Annotated in this window: 13 protein-coding genes; 5 read left to right on the forward strand and 8 right to left on the reverse strand. The window is 42.5% G+C overall.

Annotation, left to right across the window (positions count from 1 at the left end; genetic code table 11):
- Positions 1-147: 147 nt before the first annotated feature.
- The gene (locus tag ACQY73_RS16225; RefSeq protein ID WP_428667936.1) at positions 148-1,101 is read right to left on the reverse strand and encodes an Rpn family recombination-promoting nuclease/putative transposase; all 954 of its coding nucleotides are present in this window, start codon (positions 1,099-1,101) and stop codon (positions 148-150) included.
- 245 nt (positions 1,102-1,346) lie between these two features.
- On the opposite strand from ACQY73_RS16225, the gene ACQY73_RS16230 reads away from it, so the two are divergent.
- The 4 genes from ACQY73_RS16230 to ACQY73_RS16245 all read left to right on the forward strand — a co-directional run bounded on the left by ACQY73_RS16230 (position 1,347) and on the right by ACQY73_RS16245 (position 6,526).
- Complete coding sequence (locus ACQY73_RS16230) at positions 1,347-1,811, forward strand: (2Fe-2S)-binding protein (RefSeq protein ID WP_428667938.1); 465 nt, start codon at positions 1,347-1,349, stop codon at positions 1,809-1,811.
- Between the two features lie 51 nt (positions 1,812-1,862).
- Positions 1,863-3,992, forward strand: coding sequence for a molybdopterin cofactor-binding domain-containing protein (locus ACQY73_RS16235; RefSeq protein ID WP_428667940.1), 2,130 nt, complete (start codon positions 1,863-1,865; stop codon positions 3,990-3,992).
- A 129-nt stretch (positions 3,993-4,121) separates the two neighbouring features.
- Complete coding sequence (lpdA, locus tag ACQY73_RS16240; protein ID WP_428667942.1) at positions 4,122-5,516, forward strand: dihydrolipoyl dehydrogenase; 1,395 nt, start codon at positions 4,122-4,124, stop codon at positions 5,514-5,516.
- A gap of 236 nt (positions 5,517-5,752) precedes the next feature.
- Positions 5,753-6,526, forward strand: coding sequence for a hypothetical protein (locus ACQY73_RS16245; protein ID WP_428667944.1), 774 nt, complete (start codon positions 5,753-5,755; stop codon positions 6,524-6,526).
- 6 nt (positions 6,527-6,532) lie between these two features.
- Here ACQY73_RS16245 and ACQY73_RS16250 read toward each other — a convergent pair whose 3' ends face one another.
- The 6 genes from ACQY73_RS16250 to ACQY73_RS16275 form a co-directional block, all read right to left on the reverse strand.
- Positions 6,533-7,114 (reverse strand): isoprenylcysteine carboxylmethyltransferase family protein, encoded by a 582-nt coding sequence (locus tag ACQY73_RS16250; protein WP_428667946.1) that lies wholly within the window; start codon positions 7,112-7,114, stop codon positions 6,533-6,535.
- Positions 7,115-7,118: 4 nt separating this feature from the next.
- Complete coding sequence (locus ACQY73_RS16255) at positions 7,119-7,994, reverse strand: hypothetical protein (RefSeq protein WP_428667948.1); 876 nt, start codon at positions 7,992-7,994, stop codon at positions 7,119-7,121.
- A 390-nt stretch (positions 7,995-8,384) separates the two neighbouring features.
- Positions 8,385-8,891, reverse strand: coding sequence for a hypothetical protein (locus ACQY73_RS16260; RefSeq protein WP_428667950.1), 507 nt, complete (start codon positions 8,889-8,891; stop codon positions 8,385-8,387).
- Between the two features lie 84 nt (positions 8,892-8,975).
- The gene (locus tag ACQY73_RS16265; RefSeq protein ID WP_428667952.1) at positions 8,976-10,103 is read right to left on the reverse strand and encodes a hypothetical protein; all 1,128 of its coding nucleotides are present in this window, start codon (positions 10,101-10,103) and stop codon (positions 8,976-8,978) included.
- 35 nt (positions 10,104-10,138) lie between these two features.
- On the reverse strand, positions 10,139-11,290 hold the full coding sequence (locus ACQY73_RS16270; RefSeq protein WP_428667954.1) for a hypothetical protein: 1,152 nt from the start codon (positions 11,288-11,290) through the stop codon (positions 10,139-10,141).
- A gap of 40 nt (positions 11,291-11,330) precedes the next feature.
- Entirely contained in the window at positions 11,331-11,759 is a 429-nt protein-coding gene (locus tag ACQY73_RS16275) for a hypothetical protein (RefSeq protein WP_428667956.1), read from the reverse strand.
- A 365-nt stretch (positions 11,760-12,124) separates the two neighbouring features.
- Between ACQY73_RS16275 and ACQY73_RS16280 the strand changes: the two genes are divergently transcribed.
- Entirely contained in the window at positions 12,125-12,781 is a 657-nt protein-coding gene (locus tag ACQY73_RS16280; RefSeq protein WP_428667958.1) for a porin family protein, read from the forward strand.
- Between the two features lie 74 nt (positions 12,782-12,855).
- Here ACQY73_RS16280 and ACQY73_RS16285 read toward each other — a convergent pair whose 3' ends face one another.
- On the reverse strand, positions 12,856-13,251 hold the full coding sequence (locus ACQY73_RS16285; RefSeq protein WP_428667960.1) for a LytR/AlgR family response regulator transcription factor: 396 nt from the start codon (positions 13,249-13,251) through the stop codon (positions 12,856-12,858).
- Positions 13,252-13,270 lie beyond the last annotated feature (19 nt).

The raw sequence follows: 13,270 nt of genomic DNA on the forward strand, positions 1-13,270 counted from the left end.
AAATTGGCTGTATACATAAAATGGCTTCAAGATGCGTGCCATCAAATAAGCTATTGATTATCAATATTTTAATCTATTTATTAAAAACAAAAAGTGTTCAAAATCGAACACTTTGTTTGAAATTGGGAATCGTATAAAATCTTTTATTTACTCGTTTTTAAGTTTCGTTAATTCTTCAATTGTAAACCCTGTAAGGCGGCTTATAATATCAAGTGGAATATTTTCGGCAAGGGCATTGCGAGCTATTTCTATTTTTCCTTCAATCTTACCTTCAAGCTTACCTTCGATCTTACCTTCGATTTTCCCCTCACGCTTTCCTTCAATAAGTCCTATCATCATACCTTCTGTTTTCCCTTTCAATTCTCCTTTTAGCTCTCCTTCTGCGATGGCTGTATCAATTACGTTTTTCAAATCTCTATAATATTTAAGGCTTGCTTCATAACTGTTCCGTTCGTCCGGAGTAAACTTTGCGACTTCTGCAGCATCAAACAACTTTGCAAATATCTTCTCTTGCAGTGCTTTAGGGCGATTGTCCAGATAAGGTAAATGTTTTAAAACATACAACCATTTATCATAGGTGGTTTTCAGCTCATCTTCTGTTTTCGTAAAATGAGGCATTTCCAGATAGATAAATGTCAGTTTATCATAAAATACCCGGCAGTTTTGATCCTTTAACTGTACCTCATGTCTTACTTCTTTTTCAGCACTATCTTCCGTAAATACAAAATCAAGAATTCCAACAGTATATATTTCTGACAATTTAAAATCCCAATCTCCGCGCTTAGCCTGTTCTTGTATAGGAAAAGAAGAATAAAAAATGCTGCGGTCTTTAAAATAGTTTTGCTTGGCTTTTTGCATTTCTACAATAAATCTTTCCCCATTTGTACCAACGCAATACAAATCAAATATGGCTTTTCTATCTATTTCAGTATTTCCAATTTGCTCATTTTTTGCGTACGACAAATCTGCAATTTTGTGGCGGTTAGGAAGTACTACCTGATTTAAAAAATCAATCAACAAATCTTTGTTTAGCTCTGTACCAAAAAGCTTTTTGAAGCCAAAATCGGTAAAAGGATTAACGTATTTCTCTTTTATACTCACAGTCTTATACAGTTTGGAAACAAATTTACGCTTTTGTAGATAAATCGTGTCAGAGTGTTGCTTTTAAAATTGTTAGTAAGCAATAACTCTTCAGGGGCGTTCCCTAAATAAACAATTCAGTATCTTGCAATTACATTTTCGTCGTTAACCAAAGACCGTTCGTCGCCGGGAGCGACAAGATATTTGTGATATATAATTTTTATGTTCAATTTTATGTTACATTCCAACATTTAACCTCCTTTAACATGGCATTATTTAATCTGAAAATCAACGGAAAAACGTATAAAGCCGACGTTGATGCCAATACGCCCTTGCTGTGGGTATTGCGCGACCACCTTGATCTGGTAGGCACAAAATACGGCTGCGGAATGGCAATGTGCGGTGCCTGTACAGTGCACATCAACGGCGAAGCAACACGCTCTTGCGTAATGCCCGTTTCGGCCGTATCAAACGCAAAAATCACTACGGTAGAAGGCCTCTCTGAAACAGGAGCGCACCCTGTACAACAGGCTTGGGAAGAAGTCGATGTTCCTCAATGCGGTTACTGTCAGGCAGGTCAAATGATGACCGCTTCAGCTTTGCTTTCTAAAAATGCTAACCCTTCTGACAAAGAAATAGAAGAAGCGATGGTTGGTAATATCTGTCGCTGCGGAACGTACCATCGTATCCATGATGCGGTGAAATTGGCGGCTGCCAAAATGAAGAAATAATTCTATTCTCGAACCCTTCTAAACACGGACGAGCCGTCCGTACCACATAGCATGAGCACTTTTCAATCCAGAAGAGATTTTTTCAAGAAATCTGCCACGGCGGCAGGTGGGTTGGTTTTGGGATTTGGCTGGTTTTCAACCGAAGCCTTTGAGGCTGGCGTGTTGAACAACATCGTCGCAGACAACCTTGATTTTAACGCTTTTTTAGCCATTGCGCCTTCGGGCATTGTAACCATATATTCGCCCAATCCTGAGATCGGGCAAGGCATCAAGACAGCTTTCCCCATCATTGTGGCCGAAGAATTGGACGCCGATTGGAGCAAAGTGAAGGTCGAGCAGTCTCCGTTGGACACCAAAAAATTTGAACGCCAACTCACCGGAGGAAGCGGCGCCATTCGCCATTCGTGGGAACGCCTGCGTAAAGCCGGCGCCACTGCCCGCGCCATGCTGATGGAAGCCGCTGCCAAAAAATGGAGCGTACCTGTAAGTGAATGCAGCACGAGCAAAGGATTTGTAATGCACAGTTCGGGCAAAAAACTGAGCTACGGTGAATTAGCCACGGATGCCGCTCAAATTGCTCCGCCCAAAGAAGTAAAACTGAAAGACAAAAACAATTTTACGCTGATAGGCACTTCTGTAAAAGGCGTGGACAGCAAAGCCATTTTGACGGGCAAAAACCTGTTTGGTATTGATTACAAACGCGAAGGAATGCTTCATGCCATGATCCAACGCCCGCCGGCCTTTGGTCTGAAACTCAAATCGTTTGATGCCGTAGAAGCCAAAAAAATGCCGGGTATTACAGACGTGGTATCGTTTGGCAATAAAGTTGCCATTGTTGGAAAAACCACGTGGGAAGTAATGCAGGCGCGGAAAGCCGTGAAAATTGAGTGGGAAAAAGACAAAGACCTTGAAAGTTCTGCCGATCATGATCGCATTTTTAAGGAAATGCTTAACAGTACCACCGCAACGGTTCATCGCAAAGATGGAGATATTGAGGCTGCTTTCAAAAACGCTCACAAAGTCATTGAGGCAGAATATCAATGCCCGTTTTTGCCGCACAGCCCAATGGAGCCGATGAACTTCTTTGCGCATTTTAAAGGAGACAGCATCGAATTGGCCGGGCCAAGCCAAACACCGGAAAACGCTCAAAAACAAATTGCCAAAATGCTCAATTTGGCTCCCGAAAAAGTAACGCTTGAGCTAACACGCATGGGCGGAGGATTTGGTCGTCGTCTCAATACCGATTATGCCGTTGAAGCGGCCGAATTATCAAGCATCATCAAAGCACCGGTGAAAGTCACATGGTCACGCGAGGATGATATGACCGGAGGGATTTATCGCCCGGCAGTACGTTATCGTTTTAAAGCTTCCATTGACAAAGCCGGCAATATTACGGGCTACATGCTGCATGGTGCCGGAATGAATGCGGGCAATGCCACGCGTCCTGACAACTTTCCGGTGGGGGCCGTTGAAAATACATTGATGCAATCCAACGATCATAAGTCACCGATCACTACCGGTCCCTGGCGCGCCCCGATTACCAACTTTTTGGCCTACGCTGAGCAGGCATTTCTGGATGAAGTGGCAGTGGCCGGCGGCAAAGACCCGATTCAGTTACGTTTGGAATTGTTGGACAAAGCCCAGAAAAGCCCTGTTGGAAAACTCACGTATGAACCTGATCGCTTCCGTGAAGTGACCAAACTCGTTGCCGAAAAAGCAGGCTGGAACAAGAAGAAAAAAGGTGTTTACCAAGGATTCAGCGTATATTTTTCTCACGCTTCCTATGTGGCACAAATTGCTGAAATGGTCATTGTGAAAGGGAAACCTGTTTTGAAGAAAGTATACGCGGCCGTTGATTGCGGTATTGTCATCAACGAAAGCAGTGCCCAAAATCAGGTATATGGCGCTATTGTAGACGGATTGGGACATTCCATGTATGGAAACCTTACTTTCAAAGACGGCGCTCCACAACAGGAGAATTTCAACAAGTATCGACTGATCCGGTACAATGAAGTCCCCGAAATTGAAGTCCATTTTGTTAAGAACGGCATCGATCCTACCGGACTCGGAGAGCCGGCTTTGCCACCAACGGGCGGAGCTATTGCCAACGCTATTTTTAAAACAACCGGCAAGCGACTCTACAATCAGCCGTTTTCCGAACAAGGTGCTACATTGGGTTAACAGACAGCAAAGAAGACTATTGTCAAACCAACTTTTCCGTCTATTTTTGCGTTCGCTTTTAGGATAGATAATGCTGAATAAAAGCATTATCTATCCCGATTCGAAACATCCAACTCAAAATTATTAGAAATGGCTTCACAGTATGATTTGATAATTATTGGTAGCGGGCCGGGTGGCTACGTAGCCGCTATCCGCGCTTCTCAATTAGGTTTAAAAACCGCCATTGTTGAAAAAGAAAGCCTCGGGGGTATTTGCCTTAACTGGGGCTGTATCCCGACCAAAGCATTGTTGAAAAGCGCTCAGGTATTTCAGTATATCAACCACGCCAAAGATTACGGTATCACCGTAGGCAATGCCGAAGCAGATTTCGGAGCTATTATAAAACGCAGCCGCGATGTAGCCAATGGAATGAGCAAAGGCGTTAACTTCCTGATGAAGAAAAACAAAATCGACATTTTGGAAGGTGCAGGCCGCGTAAAACCCGGTAAAAAAGTAGAAGTTGAAAAAGACGGTAAAAAAACCGAATACACGGCCACCAGTATCATCATTGCCACGGGAGGCCGCGCCCGTCAACTTCCTAATGTGCCCATTGACGGTCAAAAAGTGATTGAATACCGCAAGGCTATGTCGTTGGAAAAACAACCTAAGTCATTGTTGGTCATTGGCTCGGGTGCAATCGGTGTTGAGTTTGCGTACGTGTACGCGAGCATGGGCACCAAAGTAACGATCGTAGAATTTATGCCAAACGTTGTTCCGGTAGAAGATGAAGACATCTCGAAAGAGCTGGCGAAACAATACAAGAAAATGGGTATTGATATCTACCTTAATTCAAGCGTGGAAAAAGTAGATACCGGCGGTGCAGGTTGCGTTTCGACCGTTAAGACTCCTTCGGGCGAAATCAAGATCGAAACCGACGTCGTACTTTCAGCAGCAGGTGTAGTTGCCAATATCGAAAACATCGGTCTTGAAGAAACAGGTATCAAAGTTGAAAAAGGCAAAATCACCACAGATGATTACTACCAAACCAACGTACCGGGTTATTATGCCATTGGCGATGTTACAAAAGGCCAAGCCTTAGCGCACGTAGCTTCCGCAGAAGGAATTATCTGTGTAGAGAAAATCGCAGGTCAGCCGCATGTACATCCGCTCAATTACAACAACATTCCGGGCTGTACCTATTGTACTCCTGAAATTGCTTCGGTAGGATATACCGAAAAGGCCGCCAAGGAAGCCGGTTATGAAATCAAAGTCGGTAAATTTCCATTCTCTGCCTCAGGCAAAGCCAAAGCTGCCGGCGCCCCGGAAGGTTTTGTTAAATTGATTTTTGATGCCAAATACGGCGAATGGCTCGGTGCTCACATGATCGGCACCAACGTAACCGAAATGATTGCCGAAGTGGTAGTTGCCCGTAATTTGGAAACGACCGGTCACGAAATTGTGAAGTCGGTTCACCCCCACCCTACCATGTCGGAAGCGATCATGGAAGCCGCCGCCGCTGCGTATGGCGAGGTGATCCACTTGTAGATTTTTCATATTATTATTGCTTTAACCCGTATCGGTCAATTGCCGATACGGGTTTATTTTTGGATAAATGGAAGCATTATTTATTGCCGGCACGCATTTTTATCCATCTAAATAGGCTGAATTTTAGGATTCAGCCCATTTAATCAATTTTTGTCACAATAGACAAACCATTTATCCGTTTTGGATTGCGTATTTATTTTCCATATGCCATCTTCGCGTCAAATCTCACTAATGCCATGACTCGCGTTCTTAATTACAGTACACTTCTTATCGTTTTTTGTTCGCTGTTTTCGTGTTTCTCCGACGAGAAAAAAGCAACGGTTGCAGCAGGCCCCATTTATACGTTGGTATTTATGGATAAAACCCAGAGCGTCAATGTCAACAAAGCATTTGTAGCTCAGAAATATCAGCAAATATTAAGTGATCTGGTAGAACAAAATATCCGTCAGAAAGGCGATAAACTGGAAGTTTATTTTATCCACGAAAACACCCAAAAAGCGCGGGCGTTATCGCTTACCTGTCGCACCGAAGTAGAAGACATCAGCCACATGAACGCGACCGACCGCGAAGCAGCTCAAACCACTGCCGATATGACGCTTCAACGCGAACGCATGATATTCCTACGGCAATTAATGGCTAAGTTGGGCATTCAGAACGTTGGAACGTCTCAACGCTACACCGATATATGGGCGAGCTTACCCGTTATTAACAAAGCAACCGAAACCGGCGCCGAAGTGAAGGTCTATTATTTAAGTGATATGATCGAAAGCATGAAAGGTGCCAATCGCCGTGATTTCCACTCAAACCCTCCTCAAGATAATGCTCAGGCCGAAGAATGGGCCAAAGCAGACGCAAAGCAGATGCAAAGATATGCGCTTAACGCCGCCGAAATAAAGGTTGCACTGCCCTTCGAACCTACAAGCAGTACTAGAGAAAACAACCCTAATGTATCTCAATATTGGAGTACATTGCTGCAGGAATTGGGTGCAGGTACGGTAGATGAATTATAGTTTTTATCAGGGAATGAAAGGAATACGAGTAGGCGTTTTTTGGCGATATTGCTCGTATCGTTCACCGAAAAAAGAAAGGAGAATATTTTCTTCAAAAGGAATTCTCTGACTGAAATAGCGCCAACCTACCAATACAAACAACACAAAAGAAACAGGATTTTTCAGCAAGACTTGCGTGGCAGGTGCCCAAATAAACCATCCCAAATAGGCAGGATGTCTAATCCATTTGTAAATTCCGGTGGTAATCAATTGGTGAAAGGCGTTTTTTTCAGTACGTATCTCGTGTGAAAAAGCTCTCCCTGCGGTAATGATAGCTACTTTACGAAGCGTCTCCCCTATTGCCACAAATATCAATCCAATAAGCACATAACAGGGATAATTTTCCGCCTTCCATTCGGGAAACAGGTAGGATTCCACCCAAAACTCCGTCAGGCTAAAAAGCAGCGCAATTACGTAAGGCACCGAAAACAGCAGCGAACGAACCGAAAGCTCCTGAGGATTGTAACGTGCCGTTAAGCCGTATTCGCTCAGGTGAAAAAAAATCAACACTCCTGCATAAACAGCAAAACCGCCGGTGAGTCCTATCATCTTATCAGGAAATAATCGTTTTATGTTCTTCAATAACCTTTTTTCGACTCAACACATTTTCGATACGGTAGTAAATCAATTTTTGATAACCGGGCAGTTTTACGGTCTTGGCAAGCAGATCAGCTTCCCTAAACGCCTCGACTGCTTCATCAAGAAGTGTTTCTCCCAAACCTGACGCGTAGAGCAATGTATGTAACTCTTCATAGCCATAGTCATCTGCTTCTATGCCAATCTCTTTTAAGGAATCTTTCAAGCGCCAATAGGCATAATTCGTGATGCCCAACGACATATCTTCCGCCATTCCCATCACTTCATTCGGGAGATTATAACCTTTACAAAACAACTGTAAAGACGCTTCAATAGTGGCGTATTGAACCGGTTGGGTTTGGCCCGTCAGAAAAAACAGTGCATCGAGCGGCACATACAACATTGCGTATTTATGTTCTAACAAATGCAGATAGCCTGTTTCCGTAAGTGGTTCAGAAATATCCTTACTGAGGATAAGCTCATGATAATGTTTTTCAACCCGTTTATAATACGTTTCCCAAAAAGGATGTTGTAATTCAAACAGGTGACTCAAAATTCGTTGGCTCTCAAGCATCAGCAATTGCCCCTGATACGCTTTAGTTATCCTCTCTGTACCTTGTACCTGTTCATCCAAAACTGTATCAAGCTGATAAATTCCCAAAGAGCCAAGGTAACAGGCCGCATTCAATCGTAATTCCTGCCAAGACGAAAGTCCGGGAAAAGCGGGGGCAAAAACAGACCCCAAGGTGAGAAAAAGTTTTTGATCGTGCTTAAATTGTTCAGCAGAAAAAAAGGCCTTCCTGACCGTTTCAGGTAACGGGAGATTTTGCAGAAAAGAAAGAAGGCTTTCCATACCGATAAGCAGGAATGAGGTGAAGCAAAAAGATAACAAAGACGACCTTTAACGTAAAAGCCATCTTTGTTATGGTATTTCTAAAAAATTAGCAAGTGCCACCTAAAAGGAAACCGGTTGTTCTTTTTTTCGTTAATTCTTTTTGAATTTTAGCAAGTGGAAGTTTCGATGCAGCGGCAAGGAGTTGTTCTTTTGTCATTTTTCGTAACTGTTGATATTGTTCACCTACTCTCTTCAAGGTTTTCGGTATTCCCTTTTTGAATTAAAGGAAATACACCTTGAATTCGATTACTAATATACTTTTAGCAACTACCGGTTTTTGAAAAATGTAAATGAACGTTAAAAATATGTAGGCATACGACGTAAAACAGTAAGCGAACGAAGAATCTTTTAGTTAAATAATTTTCGCCAGCCCCAAAGAAGCAAGACCAACAAAACGGCAAAAATCACCAGAACATATTCAAACTTGAGGTAACACATGACAACAATGTGTGTGCGGTCCACGATCCACATAATGGCAATGACCGCAAAAATCATTAACACTAAGCCACTTAACTTTTGAAAACCGGGAATGTAATCAAACGAAACAACATTCCGACGGATAAGCCATAAGGTAAGCAGCATCGAAAAGAAAGGAAGGATTTGCGTATAAATATTGAAATCAAAAATGCTGCGGCGTTCAAACAAAAAGAGATAGATGTTGAGCGCCACGGCAAAAATCCCCGGTACACAGACCAAATAGATCAAAAAAGCGTAGAAGTAATTCCAAGGCGGCAGGTGTCCTTCATTTTTACCCAGAAAATTTGCCAACAATGCCGCCAAAGGCAGCAAGGCAAAATAAATAAGCACCCAATCCGGACGCTCACCTACACGATCAAAGAATTGTTGTAAAGTCATTGTTTAGGAGTCAGAAGGCTGGAGTAAGGAGTGAGGTTATGAGTTTTGCGTTCTCATTTCTCACTCCTTCATTCTCACTACTGATTAAAAAATATCGGTGATCCCACCACCCGCATTTTTCTGCTCAGGGGTAAGTTTGTAATTCGGGTTAGAGACGCGGTTAGGATCACTAACTTCAAACTCTCCTCCTTTAATTTGATTGGCAAACGTTTCAAGACGAGCATACGCGCGTTCGTCGGTCGGATTGAAATCTTTTACAATGCTATCCAAATCACGGATGTTGGCTTGCGTATTCGCAATATCGCTGGCAATTTGACCCGAAATCACTTCCAACGCATAATCCAGCTGCCAATCTTGGTTTTGTCCCAGTACATTACGAGCGCGAGTGGTTGCATTGTTAGCAGCAGCCATTGCGCGTGACTCGGTTTTCAACAGGTTAATACTGGTCGCAAAATCCTTCAATTTCTCGTCGAAAGCGTGGCCGTAACCGACCAGTTTACGATCCAATTTTGCAAACACATTGGCTCGTGAACCAAAGGTATCTACCAATCTCCGGTAGGTTTCCGCTTCCGAAACCGATCTGTTTCCGTCACCGATGGCGGCGTTAAGCTTTCCTTCCAATTCCACAAAATCATCGGTTTCGCGAGCAGCATCACCGCCTTTTTCGAGCATTTTGTCCAGTTTAGCTTTCAGTATTTTAGCTTCTTCCTGACAGTAAACTACTTTTTGGCTTGCATCTTTGGCCAGTTTCTCTGCTTTCACAGCTTCCTGCTTCATCTGAATCTTACAGGCGTTTATTTCTGCTTTGACAGTTTCAAATTCGCGGCGAGAATCTTTCATCTTTCCAAGTTGGTCGTCCAGTTCAGCAAAAGGATCAACTTTGATCAGGAATTTATGCAATCCTTTTACAATACGTCGGAATACTTTGAAAATAAAAGGTGCCAACATAATTCCGAAAAGTACGGTTCCGACCACCACCAATGCGGCCAACGCCTTTGTAAAAGCCGCCACAATAACGGGCAAAACGAACATAAAGAAACCATACAGGAGGCCCAATATGAGAATAAGACCCACAAACCAGGCAATGGATTTCTCTCCTTTTTTCCAATTGGCCATATTTTGAGGCAGGACTTTCAATTTGTTTTCGCCGCCTTCCAAATGTTTCAGAATCGGCAAATCAGAGAGTTTGGTTAAAGCTTGATTGTTTTCCATGAGAACAATAGTGTTTATAATGCTTTTAGAAAAAGTTATTTGAGTTTAAAATCTCCTTTATACGTATCATACACAGCGGTGTTGATCCAATAGGCATCGCGTGTAAAGTAAAACGTTTTGCGTTCGGGATTACCAATTTCTTTTGCGGCTTGCAATACTAATGAAATCCCGGCCAAACATGCATCTCTATTATATACTTTTTTGGTGGCTTTATCAAGGTCCCGCACCATGAGTTCTTTCAACTTTGCATCTTTGATCGAGTCATATTTACGCGTTTCAAATTCTGCCCATCCATCAGCCGTTTGTAGCATATTGTAGAAATTGAGCAGGTCATCGTATTTGTACTCAATGATTTCTTCCTGTACTTTCTCGGGAGTCAACCACGTAATGAATTGATAAGAAACCCCGCCCGTTGTATAAACAATGTTACGAGAAGCAGAACGAATCTCAGGATTATCATTCAACGACGAACGTATAAGCGGCGCGATGGAATCTTCTACCATGCTTTTAAGGTCTTTTGCATAGGTTTCAAAAGAACTTGTACGCTTCTGGATTCTTTCCGAAAGGCGACGTGCGCCAAATTCAATATTATACGATTTAAAGGTATAACGTTCACGTCCGTCGGCTCCAATGTACTTTTGCAAAATACCGCCTTTTGTATTGCCACCTCCAATGTCAACCAAAATGGCTGAATCAAAATCCTCACGCGCTAAACCTGCACGCGCACCGTACGTAGCTTCAACTTTGGCGGGCATGTTAATGTTGATACGCATGTTTAAATTTTTTTGCGCCAACGCATCTAAGTCCGCAATGTTAGGTGCAATGTTCACCCCCGAAGAAGCGTAAATAATGAAGTCCTGATTGCTTAATTTATAGGCTGATTTTGCATCTTCCATCATTTCCTGCACAAAGGCAATTGCTTCCTGAATATCGGCAGGGCGAAGTTTACCGCCGTTGGTCTCCATTCCTTTCACCAACCCAACGGTTTCCTGACGGTCGTAAACCAGTTTGTAACGCAGTTTGGAATTTTGAAAATAAAAGCCAATGACTGATAGTTTAACACCCTGAGAACCAATATCAAATCCACCCCGATAGCCTACATATTTGGGCGTTTGCGCCATGGTTCCAAGCGTCACTGTAAGAAAAGCAACGGTCAGGAGGAGCCATTTATTTAACTGTTTTTTCATATTTTTTCGATTTACGCGATGAATCACTAATTGGTATCAATTAAATATCCACTTCTACGTCTTCGTTGTTTTTCGTTTTCTTTTTGGGCTTGGCAGGAGTTGACTCCGATTTAGCCGACGTTGATTTTTTTACGACCGATTTTGTTTTCAGCTTTTTGATCGCCGCTGCTTTTTCAACGTGCTCCTTTGTTTTCACAGGAGCTTCATCCACTGCGGTTTCTACCTTTTCCGATTTAGCCGATGTATTTATATCCGACGCCACAGAATCAGTCATTACCGTTGTACTTGTATTGTCGGAGGCAATTGAGTCTGAAAGCGTTGCTGATTTAGTAGTTGCAGCATCTTCTTTACCGCTGTTGAAAATGTACCAGGCTGAGCCTCCCAGTACTGCAATAACGATTAAAAAAATCAGGACTTTAGAAACTGTAGTCAGTTGTGACCAAAAACCGCGTTCTTGTTGAGGTTCCATGTTGGTTAATGATTGTTAATAGTGATTAATTGATTACAAAGATGAAAATTGTAACTACGTGCAAGTTAGAGAAATCCTTTGAGTCAAAAGGGCAGGACTTAGTTATCGGCCTTTGACATTGAAGTATGTTGAAAATCAAGTTTCTACATTGGTAGGATTGCTTTCGGAGATTTGATGCATCAAAGGTAGAGGGTTCTTTGAGATCGTTTTACAGTATTATTATGAATGGTTAGGTGGCTTTAAGAAGTGTAAATTTTAATTAAGATTGGCAACCTTTCTCAAATTTAAAAAATTCCCGAACAATCTCGTACCCTTTGCAGGCGTTAATCGGTCATTATATTCATATTATAACTCTATTAACAACCATGAAAAAGGTAATTTTTGTACTGGCATTTTTTTGCGCATTACAGGCAACGGCACAGTTCAATCGCAAATTGATCTTTATCGGTATCAGAGGTGGTGCCAATTTTTCCAAGTTAGAGACGCAAGACCTCAGCATATCGCGCCCAGGGGCATCAACAATGGATTTTTTTAAAACTAATTCTACCAACAGAACAGGATATGTCATAGGCGCCTATGCCCGCATTGGACGGAAGATATTCATTCAACCCGAAGTTCTTTTATCATCAAAGGGCGGTACGTTTGAAATTCTTAAAAACGGCAGTACTACGCCCGTCAATGTGAATGTTAAATTCAGTCAGATTGATATTCCGGTTTTAATAGGACTGAAAGTTGGCCCCTTACGACTTAATGCCGGCCCGATGGCTTCACTTAACATAGCACAGGGCAGCCAACTGGGCGATGCGCTCAAAATGTACACAAGCCAAAACGTCAATAAAACCATTGAGCAGGCCACGTTTGGCTTTCAGGCGGGCGTAGGCTTAGATATTCGCTCTTTCAATCTTGATCTTCGCTACGAAAGTGGTTTTTCAAATATTTCTCAGTTTGATCTGCAAAGCAATGCGCAGTTTAACAGCAAAGTATCGCTTTGGCAGTTGACCGCCGGTTTTGTACTGTTCTAAAAAATAAACAAGCCGCTCCGATATCGGAGCGGCTGTATTACCAATTAACCCACTAAAATATAGTATTCTCAAGACTATGCACAATTGACGATCGGTGTGAGTACTTCACACACCTCACGGATACGGCGGCGTGAGATGGCTATCTCTCTTCCCCCGCGTAATTTAAGTGAACGCTCATACTCACAAAATTCCTGCAAGTATTTCAAATTGATGATCCACGATTTGTGTACCCGCAAAAACATCTGCTCATCCAGAATTGCCGCATAGCTTTTCAATGTTTTTGACACTAAATATCTTTTGCCATCATTGGTATAAAGAAACGTATAATTGCCACATCCTTCCATGCACATCAACTGATCTGTTTGAATTACTACCTGATGATTCCCGTTTGGAATAATGATGCTGTGTATCGCCGTAGTGCTGACCGCCTTTTCAGAAAGGAAACTATTGAATAAAGGTTGCGTATTCATGATCGTGTTGATTTATTGT

Source organism: Runella sp., assembly GCF_965279615.1.
GTDB lineage: Bacteria > Bacteroidota > Bacteroidia > Cytophagales > Spirosomataceae > Runella.